The sequence below is a fragment of the Limisalsivibrio acetivorans genome (assembly GCF_000421105.1).
In the GTDB taxonomy this organism is placed as follows: domain Bacteria; phylum Chrysiogenota; class Deferribacteres; order Deferribacterales; family Geovibrionaceae; genus Limisalsivibrio; species Limisalsivibrio acetivorans.
This window is the reverse complement of sequence record NZ_ATWF01000001.1, coordinates 97,930-121,604: the sequence shown is the minus strand read 5'-3', so window position 1 is coordinate 121,604 and position 23,675 is coordinate 97,930. Positions and strand designations below refer to the sequence as shown.

The following is a 23,675-nucleotide window of genomic DNA, read 5'->3' as shown; positions in this document are numbered from 1 at the left end:
TCCACTCATGTTCGTTATACTGTTTGCCGAATAGGTGTATTGTATGTTTATATATGAGGCAGGCATTCTTCATAAGAGGGGTAAGCACAGATGGATACTTTCAAGAAAGATATTATAGACAGAATTTTCGAGCATTATACAAAGTTTTTCCTCCACCTGGCACCCCATCCGGGTCTTGTAATAGGAAACAGAGGGCTTGTGGGCGAAGAAAAGGAGAGAGGCATTGTCCTCGTGTTAGGCGAACAATCGTACAGAGACATGAGCGTCGAGGAGGAGTTCATCTCCGTGAAGATGAAGTTCGGCGGAGTTTGGGAGCAGGTTTTCATCCCTTACGAAGCGATCTCCGCCGCCTTCAACGATCCTGTCAGCCCCGAGTTCATGTTCAACTTCAAGCCTCTTCAAGAGGAGACTCCGGAGAAGGAGGAGAAGCACGAAGTTGAGAAAGAGGACAACGTTATCAAGCCGAAGTTCGGCAAGGACTAAAACCTTATTATCTCCGGCTTAACATCCTTAAATCGGGGCATTGTCATTCCGTAGTTCGCATTTATGTAAGTTGGATCGCATACAGTATACCTGTGGCCGCCGGCAAGGATATAATCACCCTCGGCATCGTTTTTGAAGCGTACGGCCGTTGCGATATGCCCGGGGTAGTCTAGCATAACAACATCAAGACCCAGAAGCTCACGCACAAGCCATGAGAAAAGTACGCTCCTGTCCTCGCAGTCCGACTCAGGATAATACATAAGCTCCTCGGGAAACATTACCTTTTCATGCCCGAACTGGTCCTGATCCGTTGCGTATTTAAACGAGGTCTGCACAAAACGCAGGATAACGTTTACCGCATCCTTCTCGTCCATATCCTTAATAAGATGCCCAAGCTGGCTTTTGAGAGGGTTCTTTGCCCATTCGGGAAGCCCTGCCCCTGCATATATACCCATATCCGCCTGGGGATGGTTTCTGAAATATTCAACGCTGTAGAGGCTGTAAGGAACGGTTATCCTGTAGTCCTTTCCTCCGTAGGAGAATTTCAGCTCCTTATTACGAAGATTTGCACCAAGCATGGGGTATCTCTTGAGGGTGAAGTCCATACCGCCCGAGGCGTCGGGGTAGCTACCTGAATACGTCTTAAGTGGGCCCACATCGTTGCTGAAACCGTCATATGAAAGGGTATAGAACCTTGTGCCCTTGTACGTAATGTAGGATACGCTGTAAAGCTTGTTGAGCGCAGGAACCATAAGATAAACGTTCCTGTCGTCGTAGCCCACCCTTGTGTTGTAGCCCGCTTTTGTGAGCATAAACCATACCAAAAGTGTTCTCGCCTGCTTGTCATCGGCTATCCGCTCCGCCGTTCTTCCGGCCAGCAGGAGAAAGCCCCAGTCGTTAAGGGCGAGTTTGTCTTTGTATGATTTAAGTGATTCCATGAGCGGTTCGTAGTCCGATGTGGCGGCATTTTTCCAGAATGCGCTGATCGACTGTTCGTTTATGGAAAGCCCCACACCTCTGCCCATACTGCTGTCGTATGGAATCTGAACCTTGTTTCCGAAGAAATCGTAGACAGCCTTCGGGCCAGTGACTGTGGGGGGAGTGTACGGTGCGGGAACGGGGGGCTTTGCGATCTCCGGTTCGGGACTAACTGGTTCGGTAACAACGGGCTCCGGAACCACAGGCTCCGCCCTGTCCGGCTCGGGAACTATGGGCTCCTCATCGGGAACATCGGCAACGGGGACATCCTCTATCTTCGGTTTCTCGATGAGCTTGTCGGGCTTTTCCGATTCCAGCTCCTCCCATTTCCCCTCGAGAAAGAGCATAAACTCACGGTCACGCTCATCCTTGAATTCCTGAAAAGCGGCCATCTCCGAACGGACAAAGTCCTCGAAGGTTTCTGCGCCTACAGTTGAAAGTGTAAGGATAAAAGCTGAAACAATAAATAAAGCAAGCCTGCCCTTCATAGTGCACCTCTCACACCCGACTAATGCGGTATGATCTATTCTATCCCATTTTTTTGATAGTTACAGGTATTATGCACTCAAAGAACAGGCCCGGGATCTATTTAAACTCTACGCCAACTATCTCGTATTCGATCTCCCCGCCGGGAGCCTGAACAATCGCTTCGTCACCAACCTTCTTGTTCACAAGGGATCTGGCAAGGGGGGACATAATGGATATGGTTCCCTGGGAGATGTTTGCTTCATCGGGGCCGACGATCTTATAGGTCTTTTGCTCCTCGGTGTCGATATTCTCAACGGTAACCGTGGCGCCGAAGATAACCTTGTCGCCGGCGAGCTTTGATACATCGATGATATCGAATCTGCCCATCTTATTCTCGAGCTCACCGATACGGGCCTCGATCATACCCTGTCTCTCTTTAGCGGCATCGTACTCGGCGTTCTCGCTGAGATCACCGTGTCCTCTGGCCTCTTCTATTGCGGCCACGACCTCACGCCTCTCAACGGTTTTAAGCCTCTCCAGCTCTTTCTTAACCTTGTCGTATCCCGCTTTTGTTATCGGAATTCTTTCCATTTCTATTCCTCCGAAAGTTTCCTACCTGTGACGAAGGAGTTAATATAGCCGTCCTTGAAGCGAATTTCAAGCTCATCCTCCAAGTGGACTTGTTTTGCTTTTTTTATCAGTCCCTTCGAAGTCTGAACCATTGCATAGCCCCGCTCCATGACCTTTTCAGGGTTCATGGCGGCCAGCTTGCCTTCTGCTACAACGAGTCTGTTTTTCCTTGTTTCACAGCTCTTTGACATCATATTACCAAGGGAGTACATAAGCCTGTCCAGCTTCGCCCTCCCCTTCTCAGCCTCATGGAGGGGCGAGCCCCCCTTTATCCTCATCTCCAGACCGGAAAGTCTGTTTTTTTCTTTATCAAGAGCCGCTTTCAGGGATGCAGGGAGTATATCAAACCCCCTGTTCACCCTTGAGCGGTATCTGTCTATAATTCTCAGCGGGCTCTTTTCACCGATCCTTGCAGTGAGCCCTGCATACCTCGCCTTCTCCGCTCCCAGAGCAGAGGTCATTGATGAAACAAGCGATTTCTCAAGATACTCAAGCCTCGAGCGTCTGTTTTGAAGTGCGTTAACCGGAGAACCCGCCGCCAGCCTTCTTCCAAGGGAATCGAGCCTCTGGGCGCTGTTCTGCATAGTGCGCTCCATGAGCTCCGAAAGCCTTCTGATACGCCTGTCCAGCTCACGTACAGCGTTTGCATACCCTTCACTCAGGACCCCTGCAGCGGCTGTGGGTGTCGCAACACGTATATCCGCCACGAAGTCACATATCGTAAAGTCACGTTCATGCCCGATGGCGGAGATACAGGGAACAGCAGTTGCCGCCATCGCTCTTGCGATCGGCTCCTCATTGAAAAGGGCAAGATCCTCCAATGAGCCCCCACCACGCATGAGAACAATCACATCGTATCTCTCTGTCATACTCCCCGCTTCTGTTACGGCTCTCGTTACCGGATTAACGGCGTCCTTCCCCTGTACGGGTACTGGCCATATATCCAGCTCAAAACGTCCACCCTCCTTGTCGGCGGTTACTATAAAGTCCTTAATAGCTGCACCTGTGGGGGATGTTATAACCGCTATGCGGGAGGGGATAGCGGGTATTTTCTGCTTACGCTCATCATCAAAGAGCCCCTCCGCCTCGAGTTTTCGCTTCATCTCCTCGAACTTCTGCCAGAAGAGCCCTACGGAGTCATACTCCAGCTTCTTTACGATAATCTGGTAATAGCCCTCAGGTTCGTAAACACGAAGCTCACCCACCGCCTGAACGGAATCGCCGTTTCTGGGCGTATAGCCACGGTTTGCCATGGCAGAGCCCTTGAACATAACAGCCTTGATCTTCGCTTTTTCGTCCTTGAGGGAGAAGTATATATGCCCCCGGGGGGAGGTTGAGAGACTGGTTATCTCGCCAGTAACAGCGACATGGCCGCTGAAGGTCCCCTCGAGGAGGCCCTTAATCGCTCCCGTTATCTCCGTTACTGTGTATTTCTGCATTTTCGTCAATAATATAAAGGTCCTCATCCGGTGAACGCATATGCAGTTCCTTCCTGATGAGAAGCTCAAGATACTCCTTGTCCTTCTTTATAAGCTCAAGCTCCTTTGAGAGCTCTTTAATCCTTACTTCCATATTATCTATGCGTCTTTCATATCCGTTTTTTATCTCTACGAGTTCACGATATTTAAGTATACCGTTGTGCCCGAAGAAGAGATACATCACAAGCGCAGTAAGCAGAGCCACATAAACAGCTGTTATCTTCATTTCTTACCCTTCTGCTCAATTATTCTCGCAGCCGAAACCTTTAAGGTGTTCGGTACATCCTTGGAGCGGGAGATATTCTCAACATCCTTCGGCATAAGCCTCCCCAAAAGCCCCATGCTTATATCAAGGGGTGTCTTCGGGTTCTGGGCCAGTGCGCTTACGATGGTATACTTCTTCATCCACTCCTTATTTAAAACAATCTCACGGATAATATGTTCACCCGTGTTCTTGTTTTTCGATATAAACTCAACCTCATCATCCGTAACCTTGGGGTTTCGGATAGCGGCTGTGGAGATCTGCTTATTCGGGCTTCTCATGAGGAGTGTCCTTGCGGACTTGTTCCCCTTCATGGCAAGCTTTATCTTCTGGGCGATGGTCATATCCTTAAGCTGGGCGTAAAGGTTCTGCTCGATCTCCTCCGCCGTTTCGCTCTGCTCCCTCCCCGCCTTCTCGCCAAGGGCATAGAGCATTGGCTCTGGAACAAAGGGGTTCTTCATAAGCCTTGCCGCCCTCCCCTCATCCTCAAGGGCAAATTCGTAGATCATACGGATCGTGTCTTCATCATTAGTGTCCACAAAGATATTAAAAAGATCCTCATCAAGGGGAACAACGGTGAGCAGAGCCTTTGTGAAACCCTCCACATTCTTCATCATCCGTATAAGATAAACAAGGGTTTCCCCCTGAAAAAGGGGATCCTCGGCCAGAGGGACAAAGAGAACCTTCCTCTCCTTGAGCCAGCGAAAAAGGGGTTTGAGAAGATTCCGCCTCTTCTCCAGAACCCAGTATACCCAGAGAGGCTCGTCCCCTTCGGGTACGGAGGAGGAGACAAATACCTCTTCCACCTTTTCATCGGGGAGGGTTCCGTCTAAGAATGAATCGGTCAGTCCGCTTCCTGTTCGGGATTTAAGCTCTTCCAACGATTTAGGTTCTCCGGTTATTATTATATCTAGGTTATTCTAACACATGAGAGGCAGCTTTCAAATTCGTGTGAGTCAAATTAAAAGTATATAAAACAAAAGCGGCTCCTTATAGAAAAGAACCGCCTGAACTACAGCATATTCGGTATTGTAAAGACAGACCTAGACCATCTCGATCTCTTCGATCTCCTCGGAAGGCTCAATGGTGGAAATGGCATGCTTATAGATCATCTTCTGGGATTCATCCTTAAGGATGATAACGAAGTTGTCAAAGCCCTTAACAAGCCCCTCAATCTTAACGCCGTTAACGAGATATACCGTTACGGGCACTCTCCGCTTTCTGATATGGTTTAGAAAAACATCTTGAATATTTACCTTTTTACTCATCAAAACGCCCCCGAAATAATAAGTGAATCTTTAACTAGTGAATATAACTGGTGTAGTAATCTTTTGCAAGTTAATCCTAATTATTTATACCCATTATTATATCAATATTCGAGCTGTCACCCGCAGGCAGAGGATAAACATCCATCCGCTTAAACCACGTAACCTGCCTTTTGGCAAAATTTCTGGTTTTTTTCTTAATCTCCTCAACAACAAAATCTTTTTCCAGATCACCGGCAAGCATTGAGGCTATCTCACGGTATCCTATCGCCTTGAAGGAATCGAGCTCGGAATGATAGCCCATGTCAAGAATACCCTTAACCTCCGCCTCCCAGCCGGCATCGAACATCCTGTCCACCCTTTCCTCAATACGGGCGTACATCCTCTTCCGATCGTCACTCAGCATGAAAACATCATATTCGAAGGCCCCCTTGCGGTGGAACTCTCTCTGGGCATCACGAACATTCATCCCGCAGTTCTCGTTTATCTCAAGACCACGGATAATCCTTGTAACATCGGCAGGCTCCACCCTTTCGGCAAAGCCCGGATCTATAGAGGCGAGCCTTGCATGCACAGTTTCAGAGCCCTTCTCCTCTATCTCACTGCGTATACTCTCCCGAAGCTCGTCATCCCTGCCCGGTCCGGTGAATATCCCCTTTATGAGTGTTTCAGCATAAAGCCCTGTACCGCCAGCGATTATCGGCTTTTTCCCCCGATTCAGAATATCGGTTATACACCTCTCTGCGTTTTCGAAGAAATCGCCTGCAGAGTATGTTTCCGAAGGGTCGAGTATATCGATGAGATGATGAGAGATCCCTCTGCGTTCCTCCATGGAGGGTTTTGCAGTGCCGATATCCATATACCTGTAAACCTGATAGGCATCGGCGCTGATAATCTCGCCGTCTATTCTATCCGCAAGCTCCAGAGCAAGCTCGGTTTTTCCCGTGGCGGTGGGGCCTGTTATTATCGGTATCCTCATCTGCCGAACTTCCTGAAGAAGAAATCCTTCTCCATATTAAACATTATCGGCCTGCCGTGGGGGCATGTGGAGGGGTTTGAGGTTTGCAGAAGCTCGGTTACTATCTTATCCATCTCAGCAGGGGTAAGCTTCTCACCCGCCTTAACGGCGCATTTGCAGGACATGGTAAGCACCCTCGCATCCGCATCATGCCCGGGGGTATCGTCATTCATCTCGGCAAGCATCTGGCGTATCTCCTTCTCGATATCCATACGGAGCATATCCGCCGGAACACGGGAGATCTTAAGCGCACCGCCGAAGGGCTCTATGTCAAAACCGAACTCGGAGAGTGCATCGCTGTTCTTCTCCGCCGTGTCTATCTCCTCGGCGTCCGCCTCGAAAGCTATGGGCTCGATAAGCACGACGGTGGGTATGTTCATCTTGCGCTCATTCAGAAAACGCTCATAAAGCACACGCTCATGGGCGACATGCTGGTCGATAAACACCGCCTCACCCTTGTCGTTCTCGCAGACGATGACCGAATCGAAGAGCTGTCCCACAATCCTGTAGCCGGATACGGAGGAACTAACCCGTTCCCCCCTGCTGTCACTTATGGCATAGGGGGTGTTGCGCACCTCTTCCTCGGTTTCGAAGACGCTTCGCATATCAAAGCCCCCCGATAAATATTTATCGGAAGGGGGCTTTTCTCCGCTAAAAGGTCGAGGGCTCTCTCTAACAGGCTCCCTCGCCTCAGCGGTTTTTGTGGCCTCACGGGTGTAGTCATAATCCTGCTGTTTCGGATTTTCTGTTTCGGTGAGGCTCACTTCGGCACCTTTCTTAACCGTATCGTGGATCAGGGAGTAGATATCCCGTGCATTGATAAGCTTAACAACCGATTTAGCTGGATGGACATTGGCATCCACATCCTCGGGGAGGGTGTGCAGGTCAATGGCCGCGGCCGGAAAACGGTTCTCGGGGATAAGCCTGTGGTAGGCTCTTGTTACGGCGTGGATCATGGACTGGTCCTTAACAAGCCTGCCGTTAACACAGAAGAGCACAGCATCACGCCTGTATCGCTGAACGGAGGGGAGGCTCACTGCACCCCGTATCCTGACGCCGCCGTACTCACCCTCAGCCTCGGCAAGCTCCCTTGTGGACAGGGATTCCCTCGCACGATCGATGAAGGGTGTTCCCCGCATTACGGTGAAGTTCTCCCGTCCGTTGGTGCGAAGGATGAAGGAAACCCCCTCGTGGAATATGCTGAACTGTTTAATGAATTTGGTTATCTCCCGCTCAAGGGCCGTTGAGCCGGAGAAGAATTTGAGCCTTGCGGGAACGTTGGAGAAGAGATCCCTCACGGTGACGGCGGTTCCGTCTATGGGAGGAGCTGGACGAAGGGGCTGTTTCTCGCCGAACTTAACACGAAGCTCGGCTCCGGAGTGCCCTTTTCTGGCTGATTTTATACTGAAATCGCTGACAGAGGAGATAGCCGCAAGCGCCTCACCCCGAAAGCCGAAGCTGGCTATGCGGTATACATCATCAATGGTGCTTACCTTGCTGGTGGCGAAGCGGTCTACTGCGCTTTCGAGATCATTGGGAAGTATCCCTTTTCCGTTATCTGTCACACGGATAAGCCCCAGACCGCCGTCCTCGATCTCTATGGTGATGTGGTCAGCATCCGCATCAAGGGCGTTTTCCACAAGCTCCTTCACTGCATTGAGAGGCTTCTCAACGACCTCGCCCGCAGCAACTTTATTGGAGACGCTTTCGGGAAGGTGTATTATCTCCTTCATTATTCGGAGAAAACACCCATGGAGCGGAACTTCTCGTACCTCTGCTCAAAGAGCTGTTCAGGTGAAAGAGCCTTGAGTTCCTTGAGGTCTTTGGCTATTGCAGACTTAACCCTGTAGGCGGTTTCGTGATGGTTTCTGTGAGCCCCGCCGAGGGGTTCCTCTATGATTTCATCGATAATCTTAAGTTCTTTCAGGTCCGCGGCGGTGAGTTTCAGTGCCTCAGCGGCCTTGCCGGAGTATGCCGCATCCTTCCAAAGGATAGATGCACACCCTTCGGGGCTGATAACTGCATAGGTGGAATGCTCGAGCATAAGGACACGGTTACCCATGGCGATGGCGAGTGCGCCTCCGCTTCCCCCTTCACCGGCTATTACGGTAATCATAGGAACGGTGAGTCCCGCCATAACCATAAGGCTTCTGGCGATGGCCTCCGCCTGCCCCCTCTCCTCAGCTTCGATGCCGGGGTATGCTCCGGGGGTATCCACGAAGGTGATAACAGGCCTGTTGAACCGCTCGGCGAGGTCAAACATCCTCTGGGCCTTTCTGTAGCCGTCGGGGTTTGCCATGCCGAAGTTGCGGTGGATATTCTCCTTGGTGTTGCGCCCCTTCTGGTGGCCGATAACCATCACAGGCTCATCCTCGAACTTCGCCATGCCGCAGACGATTGCGGGATCGTCCCTGTAGAGCCTGTCGCCGTGGAGCTCGAGGAAGTCATCACACATAAGGTTGATGTAGTCCAGCGTGTACGGACGCTCGGGGTGCCTCGCAACGAGGAGCTTCTGGGCGGGGGTGAGTCTCTGATAAACGTTGGCCTTCATCTTGTCCAGCTTCCGCTCCAGAGATTCCATCTCCTTCTGCATATCCTCATCGGTTAGGGAGGACATAGTTTTCAGCTCTGCGATCTTGTTCTCTATCTCAATAATAGGAGCTTCGAATTCAAGGGGGGCTGCCATTATTCACCTCTACTGTTGATCCGGACCTTATAAAAAAATAGCCCATATGTGTCATATACTAGGCTTTATTTGGGCTCTTGTTCAAGTAAAAAAATTAAGAAAGGGGGCAGAAAGCCCCCCTGACTTGCTTATTTAAATGATTCTATCGCTTTGTCGTACATATCTGTTTTGTATCCGCCAACGAGTTTTCCGTTGAAGAAGAGAGCGGGTGTTCCTCTAACGCCAAGCTCCTGCCCCCTCTTGCTCTGGTTGAGAACTTTCTGCTTAAGCTCCTCGCTGTTCACGAGCTCCTTAAACTTCTCGGGGTTGTCGGTCTTAGCTGCGAAGTGCTCTATGATCTCTTCGTCGGGCTTCTTGTCGAACTGCTTTGTGGTGCTGTAAAGCTCGTCGTAGAAGTTTGCACCAGTTTGAACACCAGCTTCGAATACCCTTGCATAAAGCTCCGCCTTCTCGTGGAACGAGAGGGGGAAATGCATGAAGTAGATCGCAACATCCTCACCCTGAAGCCTCTGCTTAAGATACTCATGTGCCTTTCTGCAGTAGGGGCACTGGAAGTCGCTCACTTCAACTATAACATTCTTCGCATCCTTGCTTCCGTATGCAAGGGAGAGGTTGGATGTGTCTATATCAACGTTCTCTGCATGCATGAACATGAGAGTATCCTTAAGCCCCTGGCCGGTGGCTACGCTTGTGAGGTCGGGCATAAGATACTCACCGTTGGAGAACACATACTGCTCCTGGGTTTTGCCTGTGTTTGTGTCGGTGAAGGTGATCTTTACGAACTTGATATCCTCAAGCCCCTCCACAGCTGAAATAACCTCAGCTCCGAAGGTAACGCCTTCCATCTGCTTGTTTGCAAAGAACTTGGCAAGATTATCGTTAAGCTGCTGCTGAACAGAAGCGGTGTTGTCCTTCTTTTCAACTACCGGCTTGTCGGCTGCGGCGGTTTCCTTCTCATTTCCTTTGTCGTTTGAAGCTCCGCAGGCTGCAATAGCAAGAGCCAGCGTTAGAATCAGTGCGAGTTTCCTCATTAACAATTCCTCCAAAAATAGTAGTCTTTATCTAGACAGCAAAAGCTACCACATGTTCTGAAAAAAGACAATCGACAGCTTGTTTAAAGGAACTTGATTATCCGCATGATTGGTGTTATGTATTTTGTTCCTTAAAAGAACTGAACAGAGGTGCTCAGATATGGATTACAAAGGCACATTGAATCTGCCGAAAACCAGCTTCCCGATGAAGGCGAACCTTTCCCAGAGAGAGCCCGAAAGGCTTAACAGATGGGATGAAATTAACGCCTACGATAAGATTATGCAGAGCCGTAAGGAGAGCGAGCGCTATGTTCTCCACGATGGCCCCCCCTATGCCAACGGCCATATCCATATCGGACACGCCCTCAATAAGATCCTCAAGGACTTCGTTGTTAAGCTTAAAACCTTCGAAGGGTTCCAGACCCCCTACGTTCCCGGATGGGACTGCCACGGTCTTCCCATCGAGCATCAGGTGGACAAGAAGCTCGGCAAGAAGAAGCATGATATGACCAAGGCGGAGATAAGAAAGCAGTGCCGTGATTATGCCATGAAGTTCATCGACATCCAGAGGGATGAGTTCAAGCGCTTCGGCGGCTTTGGCGACTGGGAAAACCCCTACGTAACCATGGACTACGTATACGAGGCAAAGACCCTTGAGGAGCTTTACCGCTTCTTCGAAAACGGCGGAGTATACAAAGGGAGCAAGCCCGTTTACTGGTGCACCAGCTGTGTTACAGCTCTGGCCGAGGCGGAGGTTGAATACGATGACCACACATCCATATCAGTATATGTAAAGTTCAAAGCGGATGAGAAACTGGCGGAGATGCTCGGCACACCGGCAAGTGTTGTTATATGGACAACCACACCCTGGACACTCCCCGCAAACCTCGGCGTTGCCGTTCACCCCGATTTCAACTACTCCCTTATCAAGGTGAAGGAAACGGAGAACGGGAACCTTGAGGCCGGTGAACACATACTTATAGCCGAAGACCTCGCCGAGAAGATGACGGCGGAGTTCAGGATAACAGACTACGAAACGGTAAAGATATATAAGGGTACGGAGCTTGAGAACTTCAAAGCGAAGCACCCCTTCTACGACAGGGAATCCCTCATAATCCTCGGTGATCACGTAACCCTCGAGCAGGGTACCGGACTTGTACACACAGCCCCCGGCCACGGTCAGGAGGACTACGCCGTGGGAAGGGAGTACGGCCTTGAGGTGTACAACCCCGTTGATGATTACGGCAAGTTCAAGAATGATGTGGAGCTCTTCGGCGGCGAGCATATAAACAAGGCGAACCCGAGGATAGTTGAGCACATGCAGGAGAACGGAAGCCTCCTCTCCAGCGGTGAGATACACCACTCCTACCCCCACTGCTGGCGATGCAAGAAGCCCGTTATCTTCCGTGCCACACCCCAGTGGTTCATCAGCATGGAGACAAACGACCTCCGCAAGAAGGCCCTTGAGGAGATAAACCGTGTTCAGTGGTACCCCGCATGGGGTCAGAACAGGATAACATCGATGATAGAGAACCGCCCCGACTGGTGTATATCACGCCAGAGAACGTGGGGTGTTCCCATAGCAGTATTCCTCTGCGAACAGTGCGAAGAGATACACCTCCCCGAGGATATCAGAAGAAAGGTACTCGAAGAATTCCGGCTGAACGGAGCGGATGTATGGTTCGAAAAAGAGGTGGAGGAATTCATCCCCGCAGGAACCAAATGCTCCAAATGCGGCCATGACAAGTTCAAGAAAGAGACCGACATCCTCGATGTATGGTTCGATTCCGGCGTATCCCACTCCGCAGTGTGCGAAGAGCGGGAGGAGCTCGGGTGGCCTGTAAACATGTACCTGGAAGGAAGCGACCAGCACAGGGGATGGTTCCACAGTACGCTCCTCGAATCGGTGGGCACCAGAGGAAGGGCTCCATATGATGAGATACTCACCCACGGCTTTGTTGTGGACGGAAAAGGGCGCAAGATGTCCAAGTCCTCCGGCAACGTTGTGGCTCCCGATGAGATAATTAAGAAATACGGTGCTGAGGTTCTCCGCCTCTGGGTATCCGCAGAGGATTACTCCGAGGATATAAGGATATCCCAGGATATCATAAACCGCCTAGTGGAGTCATACAGGAAGGTAAGAAACACTGCACGCTACATCCTCGGCAACATAGACGACTTTAACCCCGATGAGGATATGGTAGATTTCGAAAAACTCATCGACCTTGATAAATACATACTGATCAGATGGCAGGCGGTGAAGAAGCGTATATATGATGCTTACAAGAAGTACCAGTTCCATACCTTCTACCACGCCTTCCTGAATTTCTGCATCAGCGATTTGAGCAACTTCTACTTCGCAATCATAAAGGACAGGCTCTACTCCTACAAGGCGGACAGTCTCATGAGACGCTCAGCCCAGACCGTTCTCTTCACCCTGGCAAAGGAGATGAGCATAGTGATGGCTCCCGTACTCTCCTTCACGGCGGACGAGATATGGGAGTTCACCCCCGAATACTCCGGCAAGTGCGAACTGGTGTTCCAGGAGATATTCCCTGAGGTTAAGGACTTCTCCTCAGCAAACCTTGAGGCGAAGTGGGCAAGGATACTTGAGATACGAAAGGATATAAACAAGGCGCTTGAGAACGCCAGGGCGGAGAAGACCATAGGCCATCCCCTCGATGCAAAGGTTATCGTAGGGCTTAACGAGAAGGATATGGAAGTGATGAAGGCGGACGAGGGGATCGAGAAGATCTTCGTAGTATCCGAGCTTGAGATCAAGCCCCTTGCGGAAGTGGCGGGACACACCTCCGAGGATGGACAGGTTCGTGTTGCCGTTACCCCGTCTGCACACGAAAAGTGTGAAAGATGCTGGGTCCGCTCCGAAACCATAGGCGAGGACAGCGAACACCCGACCATATGTTCAAGGTGTGCTGAGGCCGTAAAGTAAGATGAGGAAAAAGCTGATTACCCTTTTCACGGTTATCCTCATCCTGGATCAGGCAACCAAGGTTTTCGTCAAGGAGACGATGCACCTTCACCAGAGCATCGAGGTTATCCCGGGGCTTTTCAATATCACATATATACTCAACCCGGGGGCGGCTTTCGGTTTCCTTGCGAAGCTGAACGAGTCCTACAGGCAGATCTTCTTTGTCCTTGTTACGATTGCAGCGGTCTTCGCTGTGCTTTATCTGCTGTACAAAGAGTACGATAACAGGCTAAGAGCCTTTTCATACACGCTTATTCTAACCGGTGCGTGCGGTAATCTTATAGACAGGATTTACATCGGTAAGGTTGTGGACTTTCTGGACTTTTACGTGTCCAGGTACCACTGGCCCGCCTTTAATATTGCGGACAGTGCTATAACAGTCGGGATCACCATACTGCTTATGGATCTCATCCTAGAGAAAAGGGGAAAACAGATATGACCTTAACACCAAAAACAGCCCTCATCAGTGTATCTGACAAAACAGGCGTTGCTGACTTCGCCGCAAAGCTTGCCGAAAGGGGAGTGAAGATAATCTCCACCGGTGGTACAGCAAAGCTTCTTCGTGAGAGCGGGATCGACATAGTCGAAATCGGCGATTTCACAGGCTTTCCCGAGATGCTGGACGGACGTGTGAAGACTCTTCATCCGAGAGTGCACGGCGGAATCCTGAATATCAGAGACAACGAAGAGCACAGAGCCACCATGAAGGAACACGGCATGGACGATATCGACATGGTGGTCGTGAACCTCTATCCCTTCGAGAAAACAGTCGAGAAGGAGGGGGTTGAGCTGGACGAGGTCATCGAAAACATAGACATCGGCGGCCCCTCCATGGTGCGCAGTGCGGCGAAGAACCACAAGTTTGTTAACATCGTTGTGGACACTGCGGACTACGAAAGGGTCATTGCAGAAATGGACAACGGCGGAACCACCCTCGAAACGAGGCGTGACCTAGCCAGAAAGGCATACAGCCATACAGCCCTCTACGACAGTATAATCGCAAACTACTTCAACAGGCTCCTCGATGTGAAGTTCCCCGAGGAATTCACCCTCCCCGCAAGGAAGAAGCAGTCGATGCGCTACGGCGAAAACCCCCATCAGGATTCAGCCTTCTACACCCACCCCCTTATCAAAGAGGCGGGCGTTTCCACAGGGGAACAGCTTCAAGGTAAGGAGCTCTCCTTCAACAACATCGTAGACATCAATGCGGCGGCGGAGATCATTAAGGAGTTCGCAGAGCCCGCAGTTACTATCATAAAGCACACCAACCCCTGCGGTACTGCCGTAGCAGAGGATGTATCAACGGCATATGACCTCGCCTTTGAGTGCGACCCCGTAAGTGCCTTCGGCGGCATTGTGGGCGTTAACAGAGAGGTGGGGGCTGACCTTGCAGAGAAGCTCGCCAAGATCTTCCTTGAGGTTGTTGTGGCCCCATCATTCAGTGCAGAGGCAAAGGAGATACTCTCCGCCAAGAAGAACCTCCGCCTCATCGAACTCGGGGAGCTTGACGGATACCGTGACCCCGAGCTTGAGATGAAGAAGGTAACCGGCGGAATCCTCCTTCAGGATCGTGACCTCCACGTCTTCGAGGACATCATGGAGCTCAACGTTCCCACAAAACGCAAACCCACCGAGAGCGAATACAAATCCCTCGCCTTCGCATGGAAGGTTGCAAAGCACGTTAAGTCCAACGCAATAATATACGCCAACGAGAACCAGTCCATCGGAGTTGGAGCCGGCCAGATGAGCCGTGTGGATTCCTCAAAGATAGCCGCCAGCAAGGCGCAGAAGCCTCTTAAAGGAACCGTTATGGCCTCCGATGCCTTCTTCCCCTTCCGTGACAGCGTTGATGAAGCGGCGGCAAACGGTATAACCGCCATCATATCACCCGGAGGATCTATCAGGGATGAAGAGGTTATAGAGGCGGCGGACGAACACGGCATAGCCATGGTGTTCACCGGCATAAGACACTTCAAGCATTAATACAGGGTAAACCTATGAAAGTTTTGGTAATTGGCGGCGGGGGACGTGAACACGCCCTCGCCTGGAAGATAGCCTCTGAGAAGGATGTGGAGAAGGTGTATGTAGCACCCGGAAACGGCGGAACCGCCGTTGAGGAGAAGTGCGAGAACATCGACATCAAAGGAAACGAGGCTCTTGCCGCCTTCGCAAAGGAGAACGGCATAGACCTCACCGTAGTCGGCCCCGAAGACCCCCTCGCCTCCGGAGTTGTGGACGTATTCGAGAATGAGGGGCTCAGGATCTTCGGCCCACGCAAGGATGCAGCCAGGATAGAGGCGAGCAAGGCCTTTGCAAAGGAGATTATGGTCGCCGCTGGGATACCCACAGCTTATTACGGTGAATTCACCGACTACGACTCTGCCATAGCCTATGTAAAAGAGAGGGGAGCACCCATAGTTGTCAAAGCGGACGGACTCGCCGCCGGCAAAGGGGTTACCGTTGCGTTCACAGAGGCAGAGGCGGAAGCCGCATTGAAGGATATATTCCATGAAAACGTCTTCGGCGAAGCTGGAAGCAGTGTCGTAATCGAGGAGTTCCTTGACGGCGAGGAGGCGAGCTACCTTGCATTCACCGACGGAAAGACCGTTCTTCCCATGGTATCAAGCCAGGACCATAAACCCGTTTTCGATAACGATAAAGGCCCCAATACCGGCGGTATGGGAGCATACTCCCCCGCTCCTGTGGTTACGGACGAGATCTTCGATTACGCCACGGAGAAGATTGCATATCCGCTCATACAGGAGATGCAGAGACGTGGTATAACATACAAGGGAATCATATACGCCGGCCTGATGGTAACCGGTGATGGGGTTAAGGTACTGGAATTCAACTGCCGCTTCGGCGATCCGGAGACCCAGCCGGTTCTCTCAAGGATGGATTCACCCATAACCCCCATATTCGAGGCATGTATAGACGAAACCCTCAACAAAGCTGAGCTTATATGGAGCAGTGAACCCACCGTATGCGTTGTTGTGGCATCCGAAGGATACCCCTCCTCATACGAGAAAGGGCGGCCCATAACCGGCCTTGATGATGCAAACAGCATCGAAGGGGTCAAGGTTTTCCATGCGGGAACAGCATTGAAGGACGCAAAGATAGTCAACTCCGGCGGAAGGGTCCTCGGCGTTACAGCAAGAGGTCAGGAGCTTGGAGAGACGATAGAAAATGCCTATAAAGCTGTTGAACGGATACAGCTCCAGGGTATGCATTACAGAAAGGATATCGGGGCAAAGGCCCTCAGGAGGTTGAAGGGATGAGTAAGGTAGGAATCATTATGGGAAGCAAGTCCGATCTCGGGGTTGCTGAAACAGCTATCAACATTCTTGATGAATTTGAGATACCCTATGAGGTTATCGTCTCCAGTGCGCACAGGACACCCGAAAGAACAGGTGAATGGTCCAGAAACGCCCAGAAGAACGGTTTCTCCGTTATTATAGCCATCGCAGGCGCAGCCGCTCACCTTGCTGGTGTCGTGGCGAGTGAAACCAATCTCCCCGTAATCGCAGTGCCCGTTTCTGCAACGAGCCTCGGCGGTATCGATGCTCTTCTCTCCATGGTACAGATGCCCGGCGGAATCCCCGTCGCCACCATGGCCATAGGAAGCGCAGGCGCTAAGAATGCGGCTATCTTCTCCGCACAGATCCTCGCCGTTGACAACTACGACATCCAGGCAAGGCTCAAGAGCTACCGTGAAAACATGAGGGACAAGGTTTACAGTGCCAACGAAGAGGTCCAGAATATGCTCGAAGCAAGAAAGCAGGATGCTGGTTCTTAAGGCGAACAAAGAGAACTCAATACATATTTTCAGGATGGCGGGTGAGCTTAACGAGCCCGTCATTTTTCCCACCGACACCATCTACGGCATCGGTGCGCCCGTTACCGACATCGAAGCTAACAGAAAGGTATACGAGGCCAAAGGAAGGGAACGTAACAAGCCCTTCCCCGTCCTTGCAGGCAGTATCGAGCAGGTGCAGTCTCTTATCAGAGGCCCCATCCACGAATACGCATACAAAGTCTGGCCCGGCCCTGTTACCCTCATAATGAACGCCGCAGAGGGGCTCGCCCCCGAGCTTGTAAAAGATATGAAGATCGCTGTTCGTGTACCGGCGGATGAGGATCTTAGAGAGCTACTGCTGAGCATAGGTGCACCAGTTTCAGCCACCAGTGCAAACCTTTCCGGCAAGGACTATTCACCGTATATAACCAATATTATCAGAGACTTTAAAAATTCGATCAAGTTCATACTGAACGCCGGTTCCCAAAGCGGAGAGCCCTCCGCCATCGTTGACTTAACCGAAGAATACCCGAAAATTCTACGTGGAACCCCTGAACATCAGCCTTGACAAGAAAGGGGCTTGTGATATTGTTTTTATCAGCATAATAAGTGTCAAGGAGTGTTATTATGAAGAAAATGATTATGGGCGTTTTACTCGTCTGTCTTACTGCAATGATAGCATTTGCAGCTGCCGGCCCCGACAAAGTAGACCTTTCTAAGTGGGTTGACGGCAAGCCCAGCAAAAAGGCAGTTGAGTTCCCCCACGCCTTCCACCAGGAAAAGAACGAATGTACTGAGTGCCACATGAACGCAGACGGCGGTCCCCTCAAGAGCATCAAAACTGGTAAAGAGATAAGCTTCGACGGAGCTATCAAGCCCAGAAAGATGTCCAACGATGCTCATAAAGAGTTCTGCTGGGAATGCCATCAGGAAAAGAAGGTACCCGGCGGAAAATCATGCTCTAAGTGCCACTAAGCACCAGGGCTAAACTGAATAAGAAACACCAGAGGCTCCCTTTGCGGGAGCCTTTTTTTATTTGAATGTAAGCTCCGGTTCAACTTCCTCAAAGGGCTCAAGCTGGGCGAGTTGTTCCCCGATACAAGGATCATCAAGCCATTCATCCGCCCTTTTCAGCAGTGCCTTTGCCTGCCCCGCATACCTCAGAGCCTCCTCTTCATCATCGATCTCCTTTGCCTTTTTGATAAGCCTCAGGGCATGACAGCTGAGGCTCTGACACATAAAACGTATCTGCTTGCTCTTATCTATCTTCATGGCAAAACGGATAACAAATGAAGCCACAAGGAGATAGCCTATCCAAAGGAAAATATTAAAAGGAAGAGTTATCATATAGACAGTGGACATTATGAGGGCTGTCATAACCATAGCAACAGTCAGTCCGGGAACGCCCACAAAAAAAACAGGGACATTGTCCTCCCCATCGGACTTATAGTACTTAAAGGGGCGAAAGGAGCTTCCCTTGTTCTGCTGTTTCACATTCTTCTCGCAGAGGGTCTCCAGAGATTCGATAATCTTAATATCAGCTGTTTTCATGGCCTACCTCAACTTTTCTCGAAAGAATATCCTATAGAACGCAGAACCTGAAATCAACTGTTAATAGCTGTGCTAGAACCAGAAGACTATGTCAACTGGTCATAAAGATTGTCCATCGGCCTGAATCAGCGCATACCGCAGTCTTATCAATAGCTGTTGCAAGTGATAAAATGTGAATATTCTGAAGATGCTCTTAGAGCTTAACCAATATTTTACACATATACTCAATAATACAGGTTATTAAAATTTAAAATGTTAAGTTATTTTAACCCAAAGTGAATTACTGAATCCTATCTATTCTCTTGGTTATCACAAATTATAAACTCCTGAAACAAGTGAACTATTTTTCTCATGTATATAAAAAGCATTCAGATATTGCATACAGTGTTTTTTAATATTGAATATACCTATATTTCATGTTAAATAAAAAATTGCAAAAATAGAAAATAATTTTAAATTAGGAATATAGGTTAACTGGTATTACCATTCCGGCAAAGGCGTGTTTGACGGAGACTAAAAAGAAATAAATAATTTGAACGTACTTCATTAGCTCTTGAGGGTAAAAAAAATGAGTGTGAAACTTAAAGTAACAGCGTCCTACCTGATTATAGCACTTATAATCGTGGTCCTTGCTGTGGGCTTCATCACCTCCAGCAAAAGAATCGGCAGCTTCATTAACGGCAATCTTACCTATCTGATCGAAAACAGAAGCGCCATCAACGAACTCAACAGCGAGTTCACCCACATCGTTCTCCTGCTTAAAAACATTATACATACAGAGGAGCTTGAAGAGGCCCAAAGTATGCAGGCTGAGGTACAGAAAGATCTCAACAGTCTGGACAAAAAGGTTCAAAAGCAGGTTGAGAACGACTCGATGTGCCAGGAAATCAAGAACGTTGCAAAGCTTCAAAAGAGCCTTAAGAGCGAAATCGATCTTCTCTTTAACGCAAAGCTGCAGGCAATAAGAACAGATAGCCGCATGGAAGAACTCTTTGCCGAACTTGATAACCTATACCGTCAAAATAAGGGCAGGATCATCGTTGTAAAAACCACACTCAAGAACAACCCTGAGCTCCGTGATGAATATATGTTTATGGATCTTCTCATGGAGGACACGCTTGAAATCAAAATCTATGCAAACCAGCTCGTTGGTGCAACGGATATGGAGACCATTGAGGATTCATACCTAAGCCTCAAGAGTTACTCCAACGCCTTTGAAGCAAAAGCAGAAATACTCACAAACGGCGGCTCCTATAAAAACATAAGCTACCAGCCCCTGCAGGGCAAACTCGCAACATCCAGCCTAAAGGTGCTTCGTGATAATAATGCAGAGATCCAGAATATCATAGAAGAGCTCGATCAGGCAGCAATACAGTCCTACGAAACATCTGAAAAGCTTCTGGTAAGCATAGAGAAGATTGAGAACACACTTACCAAAACCACTAAAACATTCGATAACCTTCTTAAGCTTTCAGAAAGGAATATGGGCGAAGGTATCTCAGACATTAATGATCTAATGAGGAAAACAAACCTCACAACCTTCGGACTCGTTGCTGCTGCGATTATCCTTTCTATAATCATCGGGCTCTATTCATCCAGAAAGATAAGCGAGCCCCTCGTTGCCATAAACCGCATTGCAGAAGCTATCAAGCATGGAGATCTCACCGTTGAGGATATCACTTTCCACTCGAATGATGAGTTCGGCTCACTCACCGATTCAGTAAATGAGATGAAGACAAACCTCAAAGGGCTTGTATTCAATGTTAAGCAGATATCAGAATACATCAGCTCCAATGCGGACAGCACCTATCATCATATGCAGAGCATGAGTAACAACCTCTCCATGATAAACTCCGATCTCGCAAGCACTGCAGCCAGTACTGAACAGCTCTCTGCAAGCTCCAGCGAGATTGTCGAAAGTGTAAATAGCGGTATACAGCAGGTTCAGTCCACAAAGGAGCTTGTAATCGAAGGAAACGATAAGCTTCAGGGAACCGTTAACCAGATAAACAATATTGCATCAAACCTTTCCGGTGTTGCAGGGAATCTGGATGAACTGAACAAGGCCAGCGAATCGATCAGCAACATCATCGGAATCATCGTAGATATCGCCGAGCAGACAAACCTCCTCGCACTCAACGCCGCCATCGAAGCCGCAAGAGCGGGCGAAGCCGGAAGAGGATTCGCCGTTGTTGCAGACGAAGTTCGCAAGCTCGCCGAAAAGACGGGACAGTCTATCCAAGAGATCTCCTCCATGGTTAAAACTATACAGGACAACGTGGGCAACGTTGTTGGTACCGTTCATCAAGGCATCGAGGACGTTGAAAAGGGTTCAAAGGCCATCACCAGCGTCGGCGACAACTTCGGCGAAGTTGCAGAGCAGATGGAGGTTACAACCCAGTCTGTGGAGCCTATCATAGGCATTATGGAGCAGCAGAACGAAGCTATCATGACCATCTCAACAACGGTAACAAACCTGAGCCAGAACTCAGAGCAGGGACAGGAGAGCGTTGAGGAGATTAATACCATGACGAAGAAACTGGAGGATCTTTCCGAAGAACTTGCTGATGCAATTTCTAAATTCAAAGTGTAGTATGGTGCATGGCACACGAACTTGTTAAACTTGAGAAACTGACCAAAACATATAGATCCTTCGAGGGACTTTTTAAAGGCTCGGGCACCGGCTTCAACGCCGTTGACCGGGCCGATCTTTTATTAACCGAAGGTATGCGTCTGGGAATCGTCGGCGAATCTGGAAGCGGCAAAACAACCCTTGCAAAGATGCTCTGCGACCTCACACCCCCCACCGAAGGGCATGTTCTATACAAAGGAAGGGATATCCACAGCGATCCTTCCATCTATGACGAGTACCGCAAAAACGTACAGATGGTATTTCAGGACCCTTTCTCCAGCCTTAACCCAAAGCTAACCATAGGCTCCGCCCTCTCCGACGGGGTGGCAAAGCATATTACACAGGATAAAGCTGAAATACGGGACAGATGCGTATCCATCATGGAGATGGTAGGGCTGGAGGAGGAACACCTTGAACGCTACCCCCACGAATTCTCCGGCGGACAGAGGCAGAGGATAAGTATTGCAAGGGCTTTGAGCCTTGAGCCGAAGGTGCTTGTGGCGGATGAACCTGTAAGCTCCCTTGATGTCTCCGTTCAGGCGCAGATACTTAATCTGTTGAAAAAATTGTGCGAAGAAAATAGTATAACACTTGTGCTTATCTCCCATGACATTGCCGTCGTCTCCTACCTGTGTGGAGATATGATAGTTATGAAGGACGGTATCATCGTCGAGAGGGGCAAAACTGCAGAGATAATAGCCAACCCAGCAGAGGAATACACCAGAACCCTGCTGGAGGCCTGCGTTATCTAAGAGAGAGGAAAGGATGCTTAAGCTCTATAATTCACTCACCAAACAGAAAGAGGATTTCACCCCCCATTCAGATAAAAATGTAAACATGTACGTCTGCGGCGTTACGGTGTATGACTTCTGCCATATCGGGCACGCAAGAAGCTCTGTGGTTTTCGATGTTATCAGGCGTTACATGCTGTATTCCGGCTACAACGTAAATTTCGTGAAAAACTTCACCGACATCGACGACAAGATCATCAAGAGAAGCGGCGAAACGGGGATGGACTGGCGGGATCTAACAAAGAAATATATCGATGAACACGACCAGGATATGACCTCTCTCGGAATCCTCCCCCCAACCCACACACCAAAAGCTACCGACTTCATCGATGAGATGATCACCATGTGCCAAACCCTTATCGAAAGAGGACACGCCTATGAAGCGGACGGCGATATATACTTCCGTGTAAACAGCTTTGAGGGGTACGGCAAGCTCTCCGGCAGAAGCCTGGACGAGATGCTCGCCGGAGCAAGGGTCGAGGTGAGCGATAAGAAGGAGAACCCCTACGATTTCGTTCTATGGAAGGCTTCCAAAGAGGGTGAACCAAGCTGGGATAGCCCGTGGGGCCCGGGAAGACCCGGATGGCATATCGAATGCAGCGTTATGAGTGAAAAGATACTCGGCCTCCCCTTCGATATCCACGGAGGCGGACGTGATCTCATATTCCCCCACCATGAAAACGAGATTGCCCAATCCGAGGCATATTCAGGCAATGACTTTGTAAAATATTGGATGCACAACGGTTTCGTGAACATAAATGAGGAGAAGATGTCCAAGTCACTCGGCAACTTCTTCACCATACGGGATGTCACGAACGTCTGGGATCCGGAGATTATCCGGTACTTTTTGCTCACAACCCACTACAGAAGCTCCCTCGATTTCAGTGACTACCGCCTGGTCGATGCGGAAAGCTCGCTTGACAGGATATACACGGCCATCGACGAGATAAACAGCTATCCTGCCGGCAAAAAGGGGCAGGATCTCAGTGAAGATGCACGCAGGATACGTGATGAGTTCATAAACGATTTCTGTAAAGCCATGGATGATGACTTCAACACGCCCATCGCCCTGGCCGCACTCTTTGAGGCTGTGCGTGGCTTCAACAGGCTTCTTTCAGAAAAACCGAATAAGGCCTGCATCGAAGAGGTAAGGAGCTGTGCAGAGGATGTATTCAAGGCAGCCAGAGAGGTTCTGGGAATAACTGTAAAAACACCCCAGGAGTGGTTCAGAGCGAACCTCAGCATACCCGAAGAGGAACTGAACTCGCTCATTACCGAGCGTAATGAAGCCAGGAAAAACAAGGATTTCGCCAAAGCTGATGAGATAAGGAATAAGCTGACGGAGAAGGGGATTGAGCTTCTCGATACCCCTGAAGGGACACGGTTCAGGGCGAAAAAGATAAGGGAGCTGCATGATTAATCTGGGAAATTCCATGCATCCTGATTTTATCTATGGAATTTTCCATCCATGGAAATTCCATTGCTGTTCGGGCAGGGAAACCCTGCCCTCTCGCACTTCCGGCTTCGTGAATTGTGCAAAGCACAATTCAGCTTCGCCTTCAGAGCCAACATCCATGTTGGCTTTATCCGCTTCAACCTTAAACGTATGATTAGCAA

At 49.7% G+C, this 23,675-nt stretch carries 22 protein-coding genes; 11 read left to right on the top strand and 11 right to left on the bottom strand.

Going from position 1 to position 23,675, the window contains the following annotated elements; translation table 11 throughout:
* Positions 1 to 90: 90 nt before the first annotated feature.
* Positions 91 to 483: a ClpXP protease specificity-enhancing factor SspB gene (locus K300_RS14070; RefSeq protein ID WP_022849704.1), complete on the top strand. Its 393-nt coding sequence runs from the start codon at positions 91 to 93 to the stop codon at positions 481 to 483.
* Here the strand turns inward: K300_RS14070 and K300_RS0100530 are convergent.
* The 10 genes from K300_RS0100530 to K300_RS14045 form a co-directional block, all read right to left on the bottom strand.
* On the bottom strand, positions 480 to 1,949 hold the full coding sequence (locus K300_RS0100530) for a hypothetical protein (protein ID WP_022849703.1): 1,470 nt from the start codon (positions 1,947 to 1,949) through the stop codon (positions 480 to 482). The two genes, K300_RS14070 and K300_RS0100530, sit on opposite strands and share 4 nt — an antisense overlap.
* Before the next feature lie 97 nt (positions 1,950 to 2,046).
* Positions 2,047 to 2,520, bottom strand: a complete 474-nt coding sequence (gene greA, locus K300_RS0100525; RefSeq protein WP_022849702.1) for a transcription elongation factor GreA — start codon at positions 2,518 to 2,520, stop codon at positions 2,047 to 2,049.
* Positions 2,521 to 2,522: 2 nt separating this feature from the next.
* A complete protein-coding gene (gene xseA / locus K300_RS14065; RefSeq protein WP_022849701.1) occupies positions 2,523 to 3,998 on the bottom strand; it encodes an exodeoxyribonuclease VII large subunit in 1,476 nt (491 codons plus the stop codon).
* Complete coding sequence (locus K300_RS14060) at positions 3,958 to 4,263, bottom strand: FtsB family cell division protein (protein WP_022849700.1); 306 nt, start codon at positions 4,261 to 4,263, stop codon at positions 3,958 to 3,960. Before K300_RS14060 ends, xseA begins: the two co-directional genes overlap by 41 nt.
* Entirely contained in the window at positions 4,260 to 5,180 is a 921-nt protein-coding gene (locus K300_RS15830) for a hypothetical protein (RefSeq protein WP_022849699.1), read from the bottom strand. The genes K300_RS14060 and K300_RS15830 overlap by 4 nt, the downstream gene beginning before the upstream one ends.
* Positions 5,181 to 5,342: 162 nt before the next feature.
* Positions 5,343 to 5,567, bottom strand: coding sequence for an RNA chaperone Hfq (hfq, locus tag K300_RS0100505; RefSeq protein WP_022849698.1), 225 nt, complete (start codon positions 5,565 to 5,567; stop codon positions 5,343 to 5,345).
* 76 nt (positions 5,568 to 5,643) lie between these two features.
* On the bottom strand, positions 5,644 to 6,543 hold the full coding sequence (miaA, locus tag K300_RS14050) for a tRNA (adenosine(37)-N6)-dimethylallyltransferase MiaA (RefSeq protein WP_022849697.1): 900 nt from the start codon (positions 6,541 to 6,543) through the stop codon (positions 5,644 to 5,646).
* On the bottom strand, positions 6,540 to 8,315 hold the full coding sequence (gene mutL, locus K300_RS0100495; RefSeq protein ID WP_022849696.1) for a DNA mismatch repair endonuclease MutL: 1,776 nt from the start codon (positions 8,313 to 8,315) through the stop codon (positions 6,540 to 6,542). Before mutL ends, miaA begins: the two co-directional genes overlap by 4 nt.
* On the bottom strand, positions 8,315 to 9,268 hold the full coding sequence (locus K300_RS0100490) for an acetyl-CoA carboxylase carboxyltransferase subunit alpha (protein ID WP_022849695.1): 954 nt from the start codon (positions 9,266 to 9,268) through the stop codon (positions 8,315 to 8,317). The genes mutL and K300_RS0100490 overlap by 1 nt, the downstream gene beginning before the upstream one ends.
* 128 nt (positions 9,269 to 9,396) lie before the next feature.
* Positions 9,397 to 10,299 carry a DsbA family protein gene (locus K300_RS14045; protein WP_022849694.1) on the bottom strand — a complete coding sequence of 301 codons (903 nt, stop codon included), beginning with the start codon at positions 10,297 to 10,299 and terminating at the stop codon, positions 9,397 to 9,399.
* A 160-nt stretch (positions 10,300 to 10,459) separates the two neighbouring features.
* Between K300_RS14045 and ileS the strand changes: the two genes are divergently transcribed.
* The 7 genes from ileS to K300_RS0100450 are packed head-to-tail and all read left to right on the top strand — an operon-like array spanning position 10,460 to position 18,059.
* Positions 10,460 to 13,249: an isoleucine--tRNA ligase gene (ileS, locus tag K300_RS0100480; RefSeq protein ID WP_022849693.1), complete on the top strand. Its 2,790-nt coding sequence runs from the start codon at positions 10,460 to 10,462 to the stop codon at positions 13,247 to 13,249.
* Position 13,250: 1 nt separating this feature from the next.
* Entirely contained in the window at positions 13,251 to 13,727 is a 477-nt protein-coding gene (lspA, locus tag K300_RS0100475) for a signal peptidase II (RefSeq protein WP_022849692.1), read from the top strand.
* Positions 13,724 to 15,271 carry a bifunctional phosphoribosylaminoimidazolecarboxamide formyltransferase/IMP cyclohydrolase gene (gene purH / locus K300_RS0100470; protein ID WP_022849691.1) on the top strand — a complete coding sequence of 516 codons (1,548 nt, stop codon included), beginning with the start codon at positions 13,724 to 13,726 and terminating at the stop codon, positions 15,269 to 15,271. Before lspA ends, purH begins: the two co-directional genes overlap by 4 nt.
* A 14-nt stretch (positions 15,272 to 15,285) precedes the next feature.
* Entirely contained in the window at positions 15,286 to 16,566 is a 1,281-nt protein-coding gene (gene purD / locus K300_RS0100465) for a phosphoribosylamine--glycine ligase (RefSeq protein WP_022849690.1), read from the top strand.
* The gene (purE, locus tag K300_RS0100460; RefSeq protein WP_022849689.1) at positions 16,563 to 17,084 is read left to right on the top strand and encodes a 5-(carboxyamino)imidazole ribonucleotide mutase; all 522 of its coding nucleotides are present in this window, start codon (positions 16,563 to 16,565) and stop codon (positions 17,082 to 17,084) included. The genes purD and purE overlap by 4 nt, the downstream gene beginning before the upstream one ends.
* Positions 17,071 to 17,652: an L-threonylcarbamoyladenylate synthase gene (locus K300_RS0100455; protein WP_022849688.1), complete on the top strand. Its 582-nt coding sequence runs from the start codon at positions 17,071 to 17,073 to the stop codon at positions 17,650 to 17,652. The genes purE and K300_RS0100455 overlap by 14 nt, the downstream gene beginning before the upstream one ends.
* Positions 17,653 to 17,711: 59 nt before the next feature.
* On the top strand, positions 17,712 to 18,059 hold the full coding sequence (locus K300_RS0100450) for a cytochrome c3 family protein (protein WP_022849687.1): 348 nt from the start codon (positions 17,712 to 17,714) through the stop codon (positions 18,057 to 18,059).
* A gap of 57 nt (positions 18,060 to 18,116) precedes the next feature.
* On the opposite strand, the gene K300_RS0100445 is transcribed toward K300_RS0100450, so the two are convergent.
* Positions 18,117 to 18,635: a hypothetical protein gene (locus K300_RS0100445; RefSeq protein ID WP_022849686.1), complete on the bottom strand. Its 519-nt coding sequence runs from the start codon at positions 18,633 to 18,635 to the stop codon at positions 18,117 to 18,119.
* Between the two features lie 568 nt (positions 18,636 to 19,203).
* Between K300_RS0100445 and K300_RS0100440 the strand changes: the two genes are divergently transcribed.
* Genes K300_RS0100440 through cysS form a run of 3 tightly spaced genes read left to right on the top strand, consistent with a single transcriptional unit; the run spans position 19,204 to position 23,478 of the window.
* Positions 19,204 to 21,228 (top strand): methyl-accepting chemotaxis protein, encoded by a 2,025-nt coding sequence (locus tag K300_RS0100440; protein WP_022849685.1) that lies wholly within the window; start codon positions 19,204 to 19,206, stop codon positions 21,226 to 21,228.
* Between the two features lie 8 nt (positions 21,229 to 21,236).
* Positions 21,237 to 22,019 (top strand): ABC transporter ATP-binding protein, encoded by a 783-nt coding sequence (locus K300_RS0100435; protein WP_022849684.1) that lies wholly within the window; start codon positions 21,237 to 21,239, stop codon positions 22,017 to 22,019.
* Between the two features lie 13 nt (positions 22,020 to 22,032).
* Entirely contained in the window at positions 22,033 to 23,478 is a 1,446-nt protein-coding gene (gene cysS / locus K300_RS0100430) for a cysteine--tRNA ligase (RefSeq protein WP_022849683.1), read from the top strand.
* The last annotated feature ends 197 nt before the right edge of the window (positions 23,479 to 23,675 follow it).

Excerpts from the sequence above, each read along its gene's own strand:
- purH (WP_022849691.1), top strand. The coding sequence starts at position 13,724 with ATGACCTTAACACCAAAAACAGCCCTCATCAGTGTATCTGACAAAACA.
- purE (WP_022849689.1), top strand. The coding sequence starts at position 16,563 with ATGAGTAAGGTAGGAATCATTATGGGAAGCAAGTCCGATCTCGGGGTT.
- K300_RS0100530 (WP_022849703.1), bottom strand. The coding sequence starts at position 1,949 with ATGAAGGGCAGGCTTGCTTTATTTATTGTTTCAGCTTTTATCCTTACA.
- K300_RS0100445 (WP_022849686.1), bottom strand. The coding sequence starts at position 18,635 with ATGAAAACAGCTGATATTAAGATTATCGAATCTCTGGAGACCCTCTGC.
- purD (WP_022849690.1), top strand. The coding sequence starts at position 15,286 with ATGAAAGTTTTGGTAATTGGCGGCGGGGGACGTGAACACGCCCTCGCC.
- cysS (WP_022849683.1), top strand. The coding sequence starts at position 22,033 with ATGCTTAAGCTCTATAATTCACTCACCAAACAGAAAGAGGATTTCACC.
- xseA (WP_022849701.1), bottom strand. The coding sequence starts at position 3,998 with ATGCAGAAATACACAGTAACGGAGATAACGGGAGCGATTAAGGGCCTC.
- greA (WP_022849702.1), bottom strand. The coding sequence starts at position 2,520 with ATGGAAAGAATTCCGATAACAAAAGCGGGATACGACAAGGTTAAGAAA.
- miaA (WP_022849697.1), bottom strand. The coding sequence starts at position 6,543 with ATGAGGATACCGATAATAACAGGCCCCACCGCCACGGGAAAAACCGAG.
- K300_RS0100450 (WP_022849687.1), top strand. The coding sequence starts at position 17,712 with ATGAAGAAAATGATTATGGGCGTTTTACTCGTCTGTCTTACTGCAATG.
- K300_RS0100455 (WP_022849688.1), top strand. The coding sequence starts at position 17,071 with ATGCTGGTTCTTAAGGCGAACAAAGAGAACTCAATACATATTTTCAGG.
- lspA (WP_022849692.1), top strand. The coding sequence starts at position 13,251 with ATGAGGAAAAAGCTGATTACCCTTTTCACGGTTATCCTCATCCTGGAT.
- K300_RS14060 (WP_022849700.1), bottom strand. The coding sequence starts at position 4,263 with ATGAAGATAACAGCTGTTTATGTGGCTCTGCTTACTGCGCTTGTGATG.
- K300_RS14070 (WP_022849704.1), top strand. The coding sequence starts at position 91 with ATGGATACTTTCAAGAAAGATATTATAGACAGAATTTTCGAGCATTAT.
- hfq (WP_022849698.1), bottom strand. The coding sequence starts at position 5,567 with ATGAGTAAAAAGGTAAATATTCAAGATGTTTTTCTAAACCATATCAGA.
- K300_RS0100490 (WP_022849695.1), bottom strand. The coding sequence starts at position 9,268 with ATGGCAGCCCCCCTTGAATTCGAAGCTCCTATTATTGAGATAGAGAAC.
- ileS (WP_022849693.1), top strand. The coding sequence starts at position 10,460 with ATGGATTACAAAGGCACATTGAATCTGCCGAAAACCAGCTTCCCGATG.
- K300_RS0100435 (WP_022849684.1), top strand. The coding sequence starts at position 21,237 with ATGGCACACGAACTTGTTAAACTTGAGAAACTGACCAAAACATATAGA.
- K300_RS0100440 (WP_022849685.1), top strand. The coding sequence starts at position 19,204 with ATGAGTGTGAAACTTAAAGTAACAGCGTCCTACCTGATTATAGCACTT.
- mutL (WP_022849696.1), bottom strand. The coding sequence starts at position 8,315 with ATGAAGGAGATAATACACCTTCCCGAAAGCGTCTCCAATAAAGTTGCT.
- K300_RS14045 (WP_022849694.1), bottom strand. The coding sequence starts at position 10,299 with ATGAGGAAACTCGCACTGATTCTAACGCTGGCTCTTGCTATTGCAGCC.